General features: G+C 41.4%; 18 protein-coding genes. 6 read left to right on the top strand and 12 right to left on the bottom strand.

What is annotated here, in order from left to right:
* Positions 1-33: 33 nt before the first annotated feature.
* The 3 genes from WAE59_RS02355 to WAE59_RS02345 form a co-directional block, all read right to left on the bottom strand.
* Positions 34-1,176 (bottom strand): DUF417 family protein, encoded by a 1,143-nt coding sequence (locus WAE59_RS02355; RefSeq protein WP_337854319.1) that lies wholly within the window; start codon positions 1,174-1,176, stop codon positions 34-36.
* A 59-nt stretch (positions 1,177-1,235) separates the two neighbouring features.
* Complete coding sequence (locus WAE59_RS02350) at positions 1,236-2,096, bottom strand: helix-turn-helix domain-containing protein (protein ID WP_337854318.1); 861 nt, start codon at positions 2,094-2,096, stop codon at positions 1,236-1,238.
* A gap of 172 nt (positions 2,097-2,268) precedes the next feature.
* Positions 2,269-2,940: a hypothetical protein gene (locus WAE59_RS02345; protein WP_337854317.1), complete on the bottom strand. Its 672-nt coding sequence runs from the start codon at positions 2,938-2,940 to the stop codon at positions 2,269-2,271.
* Between the two features lie 513 nt (positions 2,941-3,453).
* Here WAE59_RS02345 and WAE59_RS02340 point away from each other — a divergent pair.
* Positions 3,454-4,929, top strand: a complete 1,476-nt coding sequence (locus WAE59_RS02340) for an aminotransferase-like domain-containing protein (protein WP_337854316.1) — start codon at positions 3,454-3,456, stop codon at positions 4,927-4,929.
* 44 nt (positions 4,930-4,973) lie between these two features.
* Here WAE59_RS02340 and WAE59_RS02335 read toward each other — a convergent pair whose 3' ends face one another.
* Positions 4,974-5,723, bottom strand: coding sequence for an SDR family oxidoreductase (locus WAE59_RS02335; RefSeq protein WP_337854315.1), 750 nt, complete (start codon positions 5,721-5,723; stop codon positions 4,974-4,976).
* A gap of 213 nt (positions 5,724-5,936) precedes the next feature.
* Between WAE59_RS02335 and WAE59_RS02330 the strand changes: the two genes are divergently transcribed.
* Positions 5,937-6,470 (top strand): ferritin-like domain-containing protein, encoded by a 534-nt coding sequence (locus WAE59_RS02330; RefSeq protein ID WP_337854314.1) that lies wholly within the window; start codon positions 5,937-5,939, stop codon positions 6,468-6,470.
* Between the two features lie 358 nt (positions 6,471-6,828).
* Here WAE59_RS02330 and arr read toward each other — a convergent pair whose 3' ends face one another.
* A complete protein-coding gene (gene arr / locus WAE59_RS25805) occupies positions 6,829-7,242 on the bottom strand; it encodes an NAD(+)--rifampin ADP-ribosyltransferase (protein ID WP_443147253.1) in 414 nt (137 codons plus the stop codon).
* Positions 7,243-8,277: 1,035 nt separating this feature from the next.
* Positions 8,278-8,637 (bottom strand): hypothetical protein, encoded by a 360-nt coding sequence (locus WAE59_RS02320; protein ID WP_337854312.1) that lies wholly within the window; start codon positions 8,635-8,637, stop codon positions 8,278-8,280.
* 77 nt (positions 8,638-8,714) lie between these two features.
* Here WAE59_RS02320 and WAE59_RS02315 point away from each other — a divergent pair, with 77 nt between their 5' ends.
* A complete protein-coding gene (locus WAE59_RS02315) occupies positions 8,715-9,158 on the top strand; it encodes a hypothetical protein (protein ID WP_337854311.1) in 444 nt (147 codons plus the stop codon).
* A gap of 51 nt (positions 9,159-9,209) precedes the next feature.
* Here WAE59_RS02315 and WAE59_RS02310 read toward each other — a convergent pair whose 3' ends face one another.
* Together WAE59_RS02310 and WAE59_RS02305 are read right to left on the bottom strand one after the other, a co-directional pair.
* Positions 9,210-9,563: a helix-turn-helix domain-containing protein gene (locus WAE59_RS02310; RefSeq protein WP_337854310.1), complete on the bottom strand. Its 354-nt coding sequence runs from the start codon at positions 9,561-9,563 to the stop codon at positions 9,210-9,212.
* Positions 9,564-9,901: 338 nt separating this feature from the next.
* Complete coding sequence (locus tag WAE59_RS02305; protein ID WP_337854309.1) at positions 9,902-10,126, bottom strand: hypothetical protein; 225 nt, start codon at positions 10,124-10,126, stop codon at positions 9,902-9,904.
* Positions 10,127-10,284: 158 nt separating this feature from the next.
* Between WAE59_RS02305 and WAE59_RS02300 the strand changes: the two genes are divergently transcribed.
* Together WAE59_RS02300 and WAE59_RS02295 are read left to right on the top strand one after the other, a co-directional pair.
* Positions 10,285-10,419, top strand: a complete 135-nt coding sequence (locus WAE59_RS02300; RefSeq protein ID WP_337854308.1) for a hypothetical protein — start codon at positions 10,285-10,287, stop codon at positions 10,417-10,419.
* A 16-nt stretch (positions 10,420-10,435) separates the two neighbouring features.
* Positions 10,436-10,672, top strand: coding sequence for a hypothetical protein (locus tag WAE59_RS02295; RefSeq protein WP_337854307.1), 237 nt, complete (start codon positions 10,436-10,438; stop codon positions 10,670-10,672).
* Between the two features lie 375 nt (positions 10,673-11,047).
* Here the strand turns inward: WAE59_RS02295 and WAE59_RS02290 are convergent, their stop codons facing one another.
* On the bottom strand, positions 11,048-12,721 hold the full coding sequence (locus WAE59_RS02290; RefSeq protein WP_337854306.1) for an IPT/TIG domain-containing protein: 1,674 nt from the start codon (positions 12,719-12,721) through the stop codon (positions 11,048-11,050).
* A 9-nt stretch (positions 12,722-12,730) separates the two neighbouring features.
* Positions 12,731-13,486, bottom strand: a complete 756-nt coding sequence (locus tag WAE59_RS02285; protein ID WP_337854305.1) for an outer membrane beta-barrel protein — start codon at positions 13,484-13,486, stop codon at positions 12,731-12,733.
* 356 nt (positions 13,487-13,842) lie between these two features.
* Here WAE59_RS02285 and WAE59_RS02280 point away from each other — a divergent pair, with 356 nt between their 5' ends.
* Positions 13,843-14,355 carry a hypothetical protein gene (locus WAE59_RS02280; protein WP_337854304.1) on the top strand — a complete coding sequence of 171 codons (513 nt, stop codon included), beginning with the start codon at positions 13,843-13,845 and terminating at the stop codon, positions 14,353-14,355.
* Positions 14,356-14,709: 354 nt separating this feature from the next.
* Here the strand turns inward: WAE59_RS02280 and WAE59_RS02275 are convergent, their stop codons facing one another.
* Both WAE59_RS02275 and WAE59_RS02270 read right to left on the bottom strand, forming a co-directional pair.
* Positions 14,710-15,894, bottom strand: coding sequence for a TlpA family protein disulfide reductase (locus WAE59_RS02275; RefSeq protein WP_337854303.1), 1,185 nt, complete (start codon positions 15,892-15,894; stop codon positions 14,710-14,712).
* A complete protein-coding gene (locus WAE59_RS02270) occupies positions 15,894-17,321 on the bottom strand; it encodes a PKD-like family lipoprotein (RefSeq protein ID WP_337854302.1) in 1,428 nt (475 codons plus the stop codon). The genes WAE59_RS02275 and WAE59_RS02270 overlap by 1 nt, the downstream gene beginning before the upstream one ends.
* Between the last annotated feature and the right edge of the window lie 17 nt (positions 17,322-17,338).

Raw genomic sequence — 17,338 nt, 5'->3', positions numbered from 1 at the left:
CGCTTTGACTTTGAAGAACAAATAACCGATTGCTCAATCGAAACTGATGGTGTCGGCAAGCGGGAAATCGACTGGAACCGCTGTAGCAGCAAATACGTAATTGGTAAAGCTACGCAGGGTAATGAGTCCGATCAGTTCAATCAGAGCCGCTTCAGTATAACCAGCCGAGAAAAAATTGTCTTGCAGAACCTGATCAGCTGCGCCTTTATTTTTCGCGATTGACTGTGCCAGAAGTACAATGCTGCTCAGTTTAGGCTCGGTCACCTCGGCCTTACGTATCGCTATCGTATCGTCTTTACTAAAGCCTTTCATCAGCGCCAAGGCGGTGTGGGCGGCCAAACAGTAATCACAAGAATTGACCTGCGAAACGATGAGATTGACCGCTTCCCTTTCTTTAGCAGTAAAGATGCTGCTGGCACTTAACCTGTCCTCAAATTCCAGCATACCCTGAAGTGCATGAGCGGAATATCCAATAACTGCATACAGGTTTGGAACTTTGCCTAATTTTTTTTGAATTTGTTCAAAGATGGCTTGGGATTCGGTACTTACCTGCGCTTTGGCAGGTACTTCAATTGTTTTCATGTTTTTTGATCTATCGTTTAAAGTTTTTTTTTGCTTCTGGCGATCCAGGTATAATCGGGCCGACTGACTCATGGTGACCAGTGCTCCTCCAAGGATAACGACGTCCTTAATCACCAGCCTTCCCCGGCCGGACAAATAAGGAAAGCCCCAGTGCTCATCGCCAAGGCTTGGGACCCAGGATTCTGGAGTGGTCAACAGGAAGGATAAAGTACCCAAGGTCATCAGGAATACCAGGATACTCCCAACCATGCTCAGTAATGGAGCCACAGGATGTAAAGCAACAAGTATGGAGGTTCCGATAAGGAAAATGCCCAATCCATAAGCAAAACCATAGGTGTTGTTTCTTTTATGCCATTGGTGATTGCCCCTGATCATTTCGCCCTCTTTATTCTGATGTGACTTGTAGTCTGAAGGATGATTGTAAAAGAATGACATGAATGGACTGTTGGCCACAAAGGGCACAATGCCATCTGCCTCATAAGTAAAAAATTTGAGGCTTCCTATCCAAATAAACACGATGACTATGCCAAGTCTGATGGCATTTTTGCCGAAACTGTCGAGCGCCGCAATGCTGAAAATAAATGTATTTTTCATGCTGTTGTTTTTTATCAAAACTACGGCAAGCCATCGTTCCAGACCATGGACAACTCCGGCTAATAACTGGACAAATCCGCCACTATCGAGATTCCAGTTTGATCACGAAATGCCTGAGGGGATACCTGAGTTAGCTTTTTGAAGAACCGGCTAAAATAAAATTCATCCTTAAATTTAAGGTTGTACGCAATCTCCTTAATGCTTTGACGCGTAAGATGCAATTGTTTTTTGGCTTCCAGAACCAAGCGCTCCTGAATCAGTTGTGAGGGTGATTTCTTGAAATATTTTGTACAACGCCGGCTGAAGTTATCGGGTGACATGGCCAGCAGGCCCGAATAGTCTGAGGGTTTATGAAGGATCAGGTAGTGCTCATCCAACAACAGCCGAAATTTTTCCATTTGATCATCTTTTTCCAATTGGTATACCTGTGCTCCCAGAATTCTCTGTTTCAAGGTGCTCGCTTTGGCCAGAAACAGCTGCAGGTAGGCACGAAGTACAATCTCTGATGATGCACTCTGGCTGCACTCAACAGCTATTTGCTGCATCAGGCTCTCGAAAAATTGAGCATCCTCAGGACTAAGCGAAACTGCCGGATCAATGTATATATTGTTAAAAAGTAACCCATTGCATGCCACTTCTTTTCGGTGGTATTCAATGCAATAAAAATCGCCATGAAATTGCAGCATCCTGCAAATCAAATTGCTGCATTCCTGCATGTGTATAACCTGTAATGGGGTAGCAAAAAGCAACACCGGAGTCTCAAAATTGAATATACCAAAATCAGAATGGAATTTCCCATTACCTTCAGAAATAAAAAAGACGGTATATTGATTAAATTGTGCCGGAAGACACAGTTCCTTTTGGCTTACACTTCTTAGTGAAATGAGATGTTCTCCTGAGGTTGCGCTAATGTCATTCATACCTGTCGTAATAATACCTGTAAAAGTAGCATGATTATTTTAAAGCTTATAAAGTAATAACCTTCAAAATTCATGTTCATTGACAAATTCAATCGCCGCGAAAATTTGAACTCTCCCATTTTTCAGAAACACTAAACTCGAAAGTCATTTGGTCTTGTAAGGACTAGAATGCTTACTCTGATTTTTCCAGATGCAGCAAGTGCTGTTCCGCGAACTTCCGAAATCGAACCACCTTCTCCTGAGCAATATAGATTTCGATATCACGAATTTGCTCTTCCACGGGCTTATTTTCGCCAGATCTCGTCAGCTCAATAAAACGTTGCTCCGCCAGCTTCAATTCTGACTTTAAAAACCTCACAGCTTCACGAGCATCCATATTTTCGGGGATTTTGATTCCCAACTCATCGGATGTCTGACCGATGTGTACTTGAAAATCTGTGATTGACGCTGAAGGATCTAAGATATTTGTAGCAAACCAATTTAATATATTTAACTTGAAAGTTACATCAGTTTCTTCCCTGAGTCTTGTCTCCAATAAAGAAATTGCATCTTTTTGTCTATTAATTTTCAGATATACGTCAGCGATCCGTCTGGCGTAACCAGAACGAAGTATGGGGTTTTTATCATATAGGCTTCTTAATTGATCCAATGCTCCATCATACCTTTTCAAGTGAAAAAGAACGTCAGCCCTCAAAGATTCAAATAACCCGATCTGTTCCTCGTTGGTAGTGTCGGCATTTATAGCGCTCAAAATTTGATCAATTTTTAAAAGTTGGGAATCAAGATCAGTACCGCTGGTCACAGCGGCCTGTATATTAAAATACTCGTGCATTTTATCTTCCATGTTAGCTAAACCCTCCCAAGCCAATTAATGACAAGCTAAACCAACATTTCTCGGGCAAAAATTTAATTCTATTCATAAGAGTGTAAGGGATAGTTACGTTGACGCGAACATAACTATTTAATTTAATCTTACAATAAAAATAATCCTAATTAAAAATTGGCTACGCCAGGTTTTGGCGTCAGTGGAGGTTCAGCAAGAGTCCTTATATGCCAGTTTAATCTTTGAAATCTTTTGATTTTAAATTATAATGAGGAAAATAGATCCTTAAGCAGATCGGATCCGCAGATTGCGGTGGAAGTATTAATTAGTTAGACAGCTAAATCAACACCCTTAAATAGAAAAAGTTTCAGCATAAATCCCCGAAACAAGTTCATACTGAGCTATCCAAGAACATTAACCTCAGACCAGAAGACAGGTTTACACAAATTATCCAAAACACGTACATGAGCAACATCTGGAATTTCTTAAAATTAAACGTAAATTGGATGACCTAGTTCAGTAGAAAAGATTGTTATGACCATCCAGACATTGCCTTTTGCGAACCTGATATCCATTGATAGAACTTCAGCTACGCCAATCTTCAACCAATTAGCAAATGGATTAACGAAACTTATCAGAGAGGGTAAAATCAGGGCCGGAGATCAGCTGCCCTCCAGTCGGGATATGGCATTTATAATCAAACTTAACCGTACAACCGTGATCGCCGCCTATGATGAATTGAAAGCTCAAGGCTGGTTAGAAGTGATAGGAACAAAAGGCGTCTTTGTTTCCAGAAATTTACCAGTGATGAATCCAATAAGTTTTAAATCAACGCATTCCTTAAGTCGAAATGCACAGGTTCTGCCAGATTTCTATCACCGGATAAGCTTTGACCCACCACCATACCGGGAAGTGAAACCTTATCACTTGATGATCAATGATGGTCAGCCAGACCCAAGGGTCGCGCCAATCCATTCTATACTCAACCGCTACAAAGCCTTATCGAACAGAACGGATTTACATCGGCATTTTTTGACTGGTAGCCCAGCGGGCAATGCATCATTGTGTACTGAGCTTGCCAGCTTCTTATCAAAAACCAGAGCCTTAAATATAAAAGCTGATCAGGTTTTAGTCACTCACGGCGCGCAACTTGCCATTTATATAGCAGCAAGTATGATCTTAAAGCCAGGGAGCAGGATAATCGTTGCCGAGCTCAACTATATCCTGGCCGATAAGCTATTTGAGCAATTAGGCGCGAAACTAGTTAAGGTGAAGGTAGACCGGTATGGTATCGATGTAGACCAAATCGAGGAGATTTGTAAAAAATCCCGACCTGACCTGCTCTACATCATTCCTCACCATCATCACCCAACAACGGTCACTCTGAGCGCTGAGAGGAGAATGAAGCTTTTAGAGATAATCCGCAGATATCAATTGCCAGTGATAGAAGACGATTACGACTATGATTTTCATTATAACAACAGTCCAATTTTGCCTTTGGCCAGTGCGGAGCATGGTGGTTATGTACTTTATGTCGGCTCTGTCTCCAAAACCCTGTCATCCTCTACACGACTTGGTTACCTAGTAGGAAGTATCGACTTTATACAGCAGGCATCAAGGTTTAAACAACTTGTGGAAATACGGGGCGATGTTTTGTTCGAAGCTTCTGTAGCGCACCTTTTCAGTAACGGTGAAATGCAAAGACATTTAAATAGATCGGTTAAATTGTACCGGCAGCGACGTGATAGATTTTGCCAGCTTTTAACAGCATCGTTAGGAGACCTAGTCCAATTTTCCATCCCACAGGGAGGAATGGCGGTTTGGCTCCTTTTTCCCGAGGAATATTCCATAACTGAACTGTCAGGCCGGCTATATAAGAAAGGCATTTATATGAATGACGGAAGCATTTACCGGTATTCAGAAACCGTAAATGGTATTAGGTTGGGTTTTGCATCTCTCAACGATGATGAGATGGATAGATTTGCAGCGGCGCTAGCAGAACTGAAATAACCAACAGTAGGTTACCACGTAACCTACCTCGGTGATCTATATACCTAGCTTGAATATACATCAAGCCAGTCACTAAAACTGATCTGACCAGACCTATATTCGGCAAGTGGAACCAAAAGATCTTTAGGGATCTCAAAAAACATGTACTTATTGTCATCATCTTGAACAAGTTTTTTCCCGCTCTTAATGTGCTCAAGATATTGCTTAACGAAATCAGTCATTAAGCTGCGTTCCGGACCTGCGATCTCGACCAAACCGTTCTTAGGTTCTTCCAATGCCAGTTTGACCACCATATCGACTACATCAGTTGCAGCGATAGGCTGGTAATCGACTGTCGAGATATTTACCTCCGTCTCAGTGCCCTGAACGGCAACTAAAGTAGTCATGTGTTCATGAAATTGAGTGGAGCGGATGATGGTATAGGGTATCCCAGAATTCTTGACGATATCTTCCTGTTCCTTTTTCGCCTGTAGGTACCCGATATAGGTGGCCCTGTCTGTCCCAACGATCGACAGCACCAGGTGATGTTTCACGTCTGCTTTCTTTTCATGAGATATAAGGTTTTCCCCTGCGGCACGGAAAAAAGTCAAAGCCGTTTGGTCATCTGGTGATGCGGAATTAGAAAGGTCAATGACTACATCCGTCCTTTCCATAGCTTTGACAAGACCTTCACCAGAAATTACGTCAACCCCACACGAAGGTGATCCAATGATTACCTCATGCCCTGCTGCTGTCAATTTTTTGCTGACGTCTTTACCAATCAGCCCCGTTCCCCCTACTACTAAAATTTTCATACATAATGTGATAAAAGTGATTAAACAAATTTGCTTGTATGCCTTATGCCACATGGCTAATCCAGGTCATACTCAAGCAAAGACCTAGAGCGTGTTAGCGCCTACGTTGACAAAGAAAGATAATCCCCTAAAAATCTCGATCATCCAACCTTTACTATTCAGGCCATCCAGAGGCCCCAGATCCATCAATAGCTTCACGCCTAATTTTTTGAAATGCCTTTAGCCAAAAAAGTAAACTTTTTCCCGGATGGAAGGTTATCACAAACAAAAAAGAGCAATACCATGGAAGACAACAAAACAATCATCAGCGACCTGAAAGGCCTGATCAATATCCTAAACGATGGTAAAGAGGGCTACGAATCTGCGAGCGAAACCACTGAGAGTATAGAACTGCAAGGGCTATTCCTGAAATATTCCGCCCAGCGCGCGGCTTTTGCCGATGACCTCAAAGCACACCTGGAACAACACGGTGGTGAATCTGAAAATGAAACTGGGGGAATATTGGGCGCACTGCACCGTACCTGGATCGACATCAAACAAGCTTTGACCAGCAAAGAAGATGTTGCCATCCTTAACGCCATTGAAACCGGAGAAAAAGCAGCTCTCGAAAAATTCGACCAGACACTGGATGACCCTGCTACCCATGCCGACCACATCGAACTGCTGCAAAGACAGCGTACCGGCATCCGCGAGGCTTTGAGTGAAATTGAGACCTATCGCTACCGTCTGGAAAATATCAGCGAATAAAATACCTACCTATGAAAACAAGGCCGGAGCAATCCGGCTTTTTCATTTGATCCTGCGTTTCTAATGTTCAAAAACCATTTCCACACGAATAGGGTTAACCTGGTAGCAAAACCAACAGATGCATGAAATACAGCAACTTTCCTCCCTGAACTTCGACACAGTTTCCTATCCTTGGAAGTGGGCAAAGCCGTTCAGATAAATGAGCCACCGTTGTTTGTCATTTGCGGCAAATGCCACGAAAAAGAGTGTCTTGGACGATTGAGAGCAATCCTGATATGTCGGATGAATTAACCATCCCATGCAAAGCACTGAAAAAGAACTATAATACGAGCGCTAATCCAACACCAATAAAAAACCATTAATTGATAATTTCATCTTTTTGGCCAGCGAACCGGTCGCGAATCCGCTGTATTTGTTCTGGCGTTGTTCTCTGCCATTCACTCAACTCCCCAATAATCTTCAGGGCTTCGCCACTCCGGTAGGAACGCGTCGGATTGCCGGGGAATTTTAGATTAGTCACGTTGGGATCATCCTCAAAGCCGCCTGTTGGTTCAACAATATAAACCCGTTCCGGATTTTCTCCCGGTGCTAGTGCAGCAGCCAGGCCAGCTCCACTAGCCAGGGCAGTAAAGTAAATATGGTTCATCACTACATCTGACTGATAATTGGACACCCGGCCGGGATTCAATAAATCACCAGTACTCAGCTGCGCCCTGGTTCCATGGTAAAACGGTCCCCTATCCTCAGGCTGGCTTAAAGAAGTTATTGCCAGCTCTTGGTGTTTGGCGGCTTTCTCCAAATCTCCGGCTTGCTGATAGCAGCTTGACAGGTGATTGTGCAAAGAAGAGAAGGCACTGATTACAGCCTGATTACCCACCTTCAGCGCCAATTCTAAAGCCCTTTCATACCACAAAATCCGCTCAGAAACAGCAGGCTGCACCCTTGCAAGAAACCAGGCGGCAAGAAACCTATCAAAGTCACTGACAGCGTTGTCCCAGGCCTGAAGAAAAAGAACGCCTGCCTCTCCATTTTGCCCCTGTTCTTCAAGCCTTATACCTTTGATGCAGCACCTCACAATCGAATTATCTGGATGAAAATCTGTACTCATAATCGTTAAATTTTCTCAAAAGTAGTACCTCCGTGTGATAAAAAATCGCTTCTCAGAGTATATTTTCTCCCACATACAAACGACGCAATTTCCGCGTTATACATACAACAGATCAGTTAAAATCACAAAAAAAAGCCCTGCCTAAAAGGACAGGCCCGTTTCCCAAAACACCAATTGATTTATTTGCTGCTCTTTTTCTCTGAAACCTCTTTACACGCTAACCCAGCTTTTAATTGAAAAAACCTTTTAGAGTGACGAATACTTGAACAACCGTGCTGCAAGTTTGCTCATAAATACTGCAAAGCCAAGTTGAAGATCAGACCATTCTGGTCTCCTGAGCAAACGCTGGATTAAGGTAAATGTTAGATTAAGCCAAATATCATTTGCTGATTATCTGCTGATTTCACCCAGCCGCTGGGCAAAAGAAAAAATTCCACAACAAATTGTAGTTACCGCAACGCAGCATCGCTTCGATGCGCAGTTTCTGTTCCTGCCCGCATTCGCCGGTAGCGGTAACCACCGGCCTATTGCCGTCTTTGATCGAGCCGATCAACTGCGGCGCTTTTTTGAGTGTTCCAGTTCCTTCGCCATATAAAAGGCCAGATGTATTTGGATGGCTTGGGGTTCAGCAAATTTTAACTGCACCGCACTGAACAGTTCCTGCAATATCTCATAATGTACTCTTTGATTCGGTGAAATTTATAAATTAATATAGCATGCCTCTACTTTTTGGAAAAGTTCATATAATAAGTTCACAGTAGTATCCGCATCCGGAGGTTTAGGATATCGATCGGCATACTTATATATATAGGCTCCATAAAAATTTCCGAACGTCTGTCCGTACTCAAAGTCAAAAAAAGAGCTGGTATTCAATTGGATCAATGCGTCCAGCGTTCCCATAATGTGCACGTAAACCCATGCAGTGTGCCAGGGTTCAAATTCCTGATCTGTATCCCAGATAAAGGCTTGGTATACCTTCATGGCCATTTTTAGGGCATCTGCATCTTTTTCACAAGCGGCTTCTTTCAAATTATAGAGCAGCAAGTGAAGAACTATCATTTTTAATAGGAAAACGCAATAAGTACTTCTTTGAATTACTGGATCCAACGGAAAAGGACAAGCTGAAAACAGAACAGTTGGATATATTGCCCAGCATCCTCCAAATTTCCATTCAAAACCTCGTACCCAATGACCTAAAGCCTGGTGAAGAAGTCATCCTTCATGCATCAAAAAAAATCTCTGCGACAAAAATAGTTTACAAACACCGTGTCCATTTTGCAGATGGCACTAAATCGGCAGAGATCATATGGAGCAAAAAGTCAATCAAAGGTGAGCGTAAGCAAGTAAATGAGGCTTTGCATGCTATAGTTTTGGCGCTTTGCCAGGAAGGTTACTTCGACGGCGATCGGAATGCGTTGGAGTTGTTTTTAAAGTTAAAAAATAAGAAAGAGCTTTCTTTTACACCAGCCGATCTCCAAAAATCACTTGCCGTATTGATGAATAAGAAACGGCAGGAAGCCCCATTGTTGACGTGTAAAACAGAAAATGCCAGATACATTTATACCAAAACAGGCAGTTGATGGAAACTAGCCATTAATTCAATCCGCTTACATAGCCAAACGTGACGGTTACTACTCCAGCAATGGTTCATTGGCTAATGTAATCAACTTATTAACCTTTAAAAGAGTAATCCTGCTGCCTTTGGTACTAATCAGTCCTTCTGCTTTAAAAGCACTTAGAAAACGGCTGATATTTTCTTCTGCAATGTCAATCAGATTGGACAAGTCTTTCCTGGAGATGCTGACCTCCAGGTTTTCTCCAAGCTGACCATAACTGAGCTTATAAGCAAGCACAACCAAGGTCCTGGCTAAACTGGCTTCTGAATGTCCTGATTTGCCCAGAGAAGCAAAATTACCAAAGACAACCAGCTCCTCTCCCAACATCTCGGTATAAGCATGCTCAAAACCTGTTGACTGACTTGCCATACTTTTAAACGCTCCTATAGTGATAAAAAGGATTTCAGCCCCCTCCATAGCAATGGCAGAATCAGGATAGGGTTTGCCTGAGTAGAACGTGTGATAGCCTAACAATTTACCGGCTGTGGCAATGTATAAGACCTTATCTTTTCCTCATACCCTTGTGGATCAGGAAATCGTACTCAGCATCAGATAAGGTATCCATGAGCTTTAACCCTATCTACGGAGATTGCCAGCCGGCATTTTAGAACTTTTCGATGATTGTCAATTAGCGAAGGTGAGCAAGTTTGAAAACTTGCCCTAAAAGAGGAAAACTTGCCCTAAGAAAGGGCCGTCTTTATTATCTATCAATTCAAATAATCACGTTTCTCACCGGAAGGGCTTTTTGGTAACTTATTGAGCAATTCCTCCCCTTTTTGACTAAGTATTGGTTCGACCTCCACGCCATGAGATTTTGCGATCTGAAAAAGCAATGATTTGGCTTCTTCGAAGGTTAAGCCCAAATGCTCCATTAAACTGTCTGTAGTCAGATCTGCTACTGGAGTTACGATTTTGTTTTTATCATCTTTCATATAAGCGATTTGCGCTAAATATATATAAAATCAAAGAAATAGTAAATCAAGCGTAAGCTCTAAATTTCGATATACATTGTCCTACCTGGGAGTTTCAAGGATAGCATTCTCAATGACAGCTTGGTTATTGTGAGAGAAAACTAGTATATTTGCATATAATGACAAACAAAGCATTACATATCAAAAATCCTTCTCAAGGACTATTGGACTTGGTCAGAAAACTTCAAGCAGAAAAAGATGCTAAGAAGGAAGCCTTGCTTGCATCTAAAACTAAGTACTTTCCTAAAAAATAGTGCGCTTATTTGATTGATGGCACTAGATCAGGTAATACCTCTTACTACTAAAGAAGGACATCAATATCTAATAGAGTTTTTTATTACCAGTGAGTTAATACTGCTTCCTGAGTCAATCGATGCTAAAATAGCAAATGTTGCTATTACTTTGGTTAGCGGGGCTGGAATGAATAATGCAAGTACATTATTTCAGATATCAGGAATCATGAAGGAGTATCTAAACCAAAATGACATTTATGGGTATGTAAAATAAACTGTGTCAGGGCGGTGAGTAACGCCCCAGTTACTTAATGGCATTGTTCACTTTTGGCTGATGTTTTTATGAGCCAGGTAAATTAGTTTTAGTAATGCCATATCCCATCTGAAATAGCAATTCTGCGGCATCTTCCCTATTCAGACCCAATTTCCCCATCAAGTTGTCTACACTCAATTCAGACACTGTTATAAATTATTTTTTCCCTCGTCCATAGTAAATAATTTTAGCAAAACTGTATATAAAATTTCAAAAGCGAAACATGGCGACTAAATTTTACGCGCATGAGTTAGCTCGTAAGGAAGGCTTAATACAAGAAGCATGAGGTTTGCCCAAAAAGAGAAAACCTCATGCTATCAATTATTTAAACAAGTGTTAATTAGTAGCAGTGAAATTTGCGTCAGCCATAATTTCCTGTCCACCGGTTACAATAGTCAGCCTCATTGCACCAGGGTTCAGGTTAGACGGCACAGCCACGGTAATGGTATTCTCAGTTACCTTGATCGCCTGGATCGAGATGGTGCCAAACTTAACAGTGGTGTAGTAATCACCGGGATAAAATCCAGATCCTTTGATTGTAATGATGGTTCCAGCTATAGCAGCCGTAGGAGAAAATGAAGTTATCGATGGACCGTTAACCTCAAACTCTCCGGGCGCTGTAAACCTTTTGTTTCCAAGTTGAGCAGACAACTTTACCTTTCCTGCATTTATTCCGTTTGGAACCGCTGCACGCAGATTGGTTGCCGAAGTAGCTTCAGCATAGACTTGGGAAGCACCAAAAAACACATAGTAACCAGTTCCTGTCCTGAAGTTGCCCGTAATGTTAACCACAGATCCCGGGGCCCCGGTTTGAGGAGAAAAACCACTAACTGAGTAACCCCTAACTGTGATTTTTTGAGGTGCAGCCAGTTCAGTTGAACCAAGTTTTAGTGTAAGTATATGCGATCCTTCAGGAGTATTCTCAGGTACACTAAAATTATAATAACCCTGATAGTCATAATAGGCATTTTCATAAGCTGCATTACCTAGCTTAACCATCGGATTGCTCTCGTACGAATTTTGCTGAGTGGGGAAGTTAGTTCCGTAGATCCGGAGTACCTCTCCCGGCATCACTGTTTCCGGTGTCACCCTGCTAATTTCTGAAGGAGATATTGTGAACTCACCAGGTAAGAGCAATTTCTGACCATTATAGGCTATAGATACCTGTGTTTTACCACTCAAACCTGAAGGAACTTGCGTCTGCATCTGGGATCCGTACACAATTAATGCTTGCTTTTCTCCAAAATGAACTACAAAGGCATTGCCATTGCTGTATTCTGCCAAAAGATTATCGCCCGTAAAGGAAATCATCGTACCTATAGGACCAGATTTTGGAGAATAATCCTTAACATTTGCAAGAATGGTAAAACTACTGGATGTAATCACAGGAATATTTCCAATAGTTACCGATACACCAATTGTATAACCATGTCGGGCAGGGATTCCAGTCGGGATTTCTACCGCGATTTCAGTATCATTAGCAGAGATTACTTTGGCATTTATATTTTGAAAAGCAACTTTTACGTCTGATAAATTCGGACTATAGAATTTCCCGTTTATCGTCACCACATCACCAGACTTACCTGATGAAGGCTGGATATTACCTGCTGAAGGGCTTGGCAAAGTTACATTCACTACTGCACCAAAAGCGGTTCCTTTTTCGTCTTTAACATACGCACGCGCAAAAATAATATTCTGATAACTATTGTAATTATTGATTTTGAGCGCATTTACAGTTTTAGTAAAATTCCCTTCTGAGATATCAGCACCTAAAGATACTATGATCCCAGTGGTTTCGTCCAGCGTATTGGTGTTGTTGGAATAAATGAAGCCATGGTCAATAACCTTAGGTTTTCCTACTTTGGTCAAATTACCAGTAAATACCACGGTTGTAGGCGATAGTGCTGTCAATGACACCGTTTGAACCTGAGGACCGCTAAAGTCATCTGATTTTTTGCAACTGCTGGCAATAGCCAGCAACACTGCCATACTTAAAATAAATCTTTTCATGTCCGGGCGTTAAAAAGCGTAACCAATTCTGATACCATTCATCAATGAGGTTCCGAACGTAGAACTTTCGTTGCTCCCCTCCATTGGCGCCGGATTGTTCTGAACATTGCCAGTCACCGTGGTTTCAGGAATTTTATACTTGGTATTCATGTAACTCAGGTTGAACTCATAACCAATAAAGAAATTCTGGGCCATGTAGAAATCAAATCCGGCCACTGCTGTAAGTCCAAACTTGCGATAGGCAGTTTCTACAGCTTGTGAGACATAATACGGCGGGTTTCCGCTCGTATATACAGATTGCATCCAGGCATTTTTGATATTGTAGGTAATTTGACTGTTTACAATCTCCTGGCTTGAAGACCTACTGCCAAATGTGACATCAGCACCCAGATAAGGGGAAAGTCTGGAGGTTCCTTTAAAATGTTTTTCAATACCAAGGTTTATTGCAAAAGTAGAGCTCTTTCGGTCATCTTTTACAAAGTTACTTTGTGTTCCATAAGGTGTTCCTGTGTTGATTGAGGTATCCCTCGAACTGACATGAACACCCAACCTGATGGCCAGCTCATCTTTTACAAAATACCTGACTTTAATTTGATTGAGGGAATTGTTGAGACTAAGGTTTCCTTTAAAGGGGTTAAAATTGAGTTCGGTTGCAAATGATCCGGCAACAGGTTTAAAGGTTTTTTCTGAGTCTGTGGTTTTCTCCTGAGCGCTAGCTGAGAGCGTAGCAATTGCGAGAGCAAAGCTAAAAAGCGTTTTCTTCATATATTACGTTAATTTGGTGCAAACATATATAAAAAAACAATCTTGCAGCAGGTCAATTTTAACATATAACCAACAAAAAAAACTTTACCTAAATGTTACTGCTACTGGGCACCAAAATTTTCTTGATTATGTTTATGTTTGTGAAACTGTAAGTTTCGGAGAAAAAAACTGACCACCCTGTTTCGGGACATATTGACCAGTTCCACTAGATGCCAAAGCTGAGCGCTAAATTCCATACTTTTATCGTAAAAACATGACTGAACCACGCTCTTTTTTCTACAGCGAATTTATTGAGAAATACCGATTTGTCATCGGCACCCTCATTTCATTGCTTTTTCTTGCCTAAAAACTCTTTTATGAATATTCGGAAATTATTCCTCATCATTTTCCTATTTGGATCCCAGCACGCTTTTGCACAAAACCATGAAATGAGCAAAGTGGTTTCGGACTGCCTAGATTATGGCAAAGGCGGAGGAGTATCGTTGCTTTCTATAGAATATATGTTCTTTGGTGTCCCGATCGATGAGAGGTCGACCTTGTTTTCAATAGTGATTGAAACCAATCAAAACGGAGTTATAGAAAAGGTAGCCTTTACCCAGGGAGCTGCCAATTTAGATAAAATAGTTTCTTTAAAGAGTGTCTCAACTTATTTGAAAACAAAAAAACAAGTAACCTTCAAACCTTATAAAAACGCTTACATCATAATTCCGGTCTGGGTAATGGCACAGGAAAACATAACATTTAAGGCAACTCCAGCTGCCTTGGAAAGTTTCAAAAATCTGATTCCCGATACCAAAAACAGACGTTCGAATAAAAAACTTCATGTGTTTCCCACCGTTACTTATGGCATTTATAATCCTAGAGTGTAGTTGCCGACCAACTGCATAGGCTCACAAATTGGATCTTTGTGCCCCATCAATGACCAATGTTGCTGCCTTGCCTATCAATGACCTTATATCTGCGTCATCACCATTTTCGCTCTTCCGAAGCAAAAATTTAGGCCAAGCATGGCTTTCAACTATTTTATATGTACTTTGATATCTGTTAATCCTGGTTAAGATGCATAAAAATTATTGGCTACTGCTGTGCTCCCTTTTCGTGAATGACATAATTGGATTTGCGATTTGATATTTCCCAAGCCCGAATCGGCTTGGGAAATAAATGGCAATTAACTAACGATTTTAACCAACGTACTAAACTTAAAAGGCTAGATATTGTGCACCTCAACTTCCTTTACGAGCTAGCTCAATCATTGCCCTGATTTCTGGAATGGCCCTGTCTTCCTTGATCAAACCGACACTTCTCACCTTGATTACACCATCTTTATCGATAACCAATTTGGTGGGCAAACTTTTAACATTAAATTGCTTTGCTACAATGCTATTTAAGTCCATGTACACGTCAAACCGGTATTTTTTATCTTTTACGTAACGCCTAACTTCTTCTGTAGCATTGGGCACCCTTTCATAAGAATGGACAAATAGGAAAACTACAGAGGAATCATTTTTATAATAATCGACGGCCTTCTGCATGCCCGGAAAGGAATAGACGCAAGGTCCGCACCATGTTGCCCAAAAATCGATGAATATGGTCTTACCACGTAGAGCTTTCAGCGATACTATCCTGCCGTTCAAATCCTTGAGTTCAAAATTGGGAGATGCCTGGCTGATGGCCATCTTCGCCGCATGTTCATCCATTATGCTGCGTTGAACTACCGAGGTGGAGTCAAAAATAGCCGAGAGTCGGGATGCAGTTCCAAATTTCTTTCGAAATTTTTCTTTAGCAAATTCCTTGAGGTTATCGCTTAAATAAAGCTGGTTGGCAACTATTTGACTAAACTCGTTAAAGACCTGGTCCGAAAAGCCTGAGCTTAACAGCGCAGTTGCATAACGTTCGGCCCCCTCTCCGGTACTTTCGAAGGCAGGCTTTAACAAAGGCAAGGATGCTGCGAATTTACCCTGCTCGAAAAGGAGCTCGCCACGTAGCACATCGAGCTTATTTTTCTCTAAATTCGAAGTCACTACTTTAGCAGCCAAAAACTGCTCCGCCAAATCGGTACGCTTAGCAGTCAGTAACTCTTTCATCACCGTAGCTATTGCCAAATTAATTGTAGAACGTTCATTGCATCTGTCCAACCAGTACATAGATTTTTCTAAATTTCCTTCACAGGCATAGGCAATGGCCACAGACTTACAACATTGGTCCGTTTGTCTATCTTTTTTATCAGCAACCTTCGACATGAAAAGCTCGGTCATCATTTCCATGCGTTTGGCATCGGTAGCAGATTTCACAAAGTTGTAGATCCCGGATAAGGAAGTATCGGCTGCTAAAGTCTGCGCTGCTAATTTCAAATTGACCATAGACAGACTCACTTGCGCGATCAAAGCATAATAAAGTTTTTTTCTCATTATCTTGAATTTACACTTACAATATCCCCAAAACCCTTAAAGGTTTTTACTGGTGAATTACCGACAGCTGCTCCTAAATTATCAAGGTCGAAATAGTGTACTTCACCTTCAGATGCACTTTTCGACACTCCCAACACCAGCCTCTTACTTGTACTACGATCCATTTTCATATCTTTAATGACATAACCTAAAGGATAGGTATAAACTAACCTCGAAGAGTTAGCAAGCATGTCGTATACATATAGTTTATTTGCAGAAGCGTAATAAACATGTTTAACGAGCTTGGAAGCTGCTATAACAGTAGCAGTACCTATGTCTGGACTATTTCCAATTATTTGATATAAATTGGGTGTTGTATTTAAAGTTCCTAAAAGATAACGAACCCCGGCAGCGTTTTCCATCAGGTAATAGTATTCATTGGTAGCTTGTCCAGCATCTGAACTAATCAAGGTCATTTTTACATCAGCTGCATTGAATACAGACGTTAGGCTGGCTGGAGCGATAGTTAGGTTTCGGCCTTGCGTAGGGCAATACATAAATCGCTTAAACTTATTATCATAGAACATCGTAGTCGACGACGTAACAAAAATGCCACTATAAAGTGAATAGTCGCCTACCAGCCGTGCAGAAAATGGCGCTAAAAGCAAGTTATTTCCATAGAATGAAGCCATAGTACTTCCAATGCCTACATGTAGATCACCGTCGCCCATCATGAACACCTCCCATGCTGATGCCCCGTCGCCATAGGCTATTGGTGCGCGACTAAACTTTTTTGCACCATCCATCACTTGTGCATCTCTGCCATTCTCCAGAAAATCGTTCGCAGTAAAGCGATAAATGCCCTGGTCAGTAAAATAGCATACCAAAGTTCCAGTAGCAGCACTGTTATCGGCGAAGAGGGCTTTGCCAGGATATGTTTTATTGCCATTTACTTCTTCTGGTGCACTGTAAAAAATCATGTCATCACTTGCCCTTATAAAAGATAGTTTCCCCTGATTCCCCACATTGCTGGTTACGTAGTAACCTGCATTAAATGGAGATATCACCGATACCATGCCCTGATAAGTAAAAATCTGACCGGTTCGTTTATTGGTGATCTTAAAACCTAAGTAATAAGACCCCGCAGGAATATCAATTTTAGCTTTTAGGTCCTTTGACTGTGAGATTACCCAAAACTTAGGTGTTATCTGCTCGAGAAGACGCCATTCATATTCAAATTCGTCGTTACTCGGATTGGTTTCCGCAATAACTGGTTCGATTTTTAGCGTATCATTGATAACTACTGTAAATCTGTTATTTACAGCAGAGGTACTGATTTTAATATCGTCAATTTTTTTATAATTGTAAGGTTGATCGTATTTTTTGCAGGCCAACAATACCATCAATATGGTGAAGAACCCCGGGCTTAAAATTTTATATTTTTTCATGCTATTCTTTAAATCAT

Source organism: Pedobacter sp. GR22-6, from assembly GCF_037402555.1.
In the GTDB taxonomy this organism is placed as follows: Bacteria; Bacteroidota; Bacteroidia; order Sphingobacteriales; family Sphingobacteriaceae; genus Pedobacter.
Note: the sequence above shows the minus strand (reverse complement) of the source record. Positions and strands in the feature narration are given on the sequence as shown.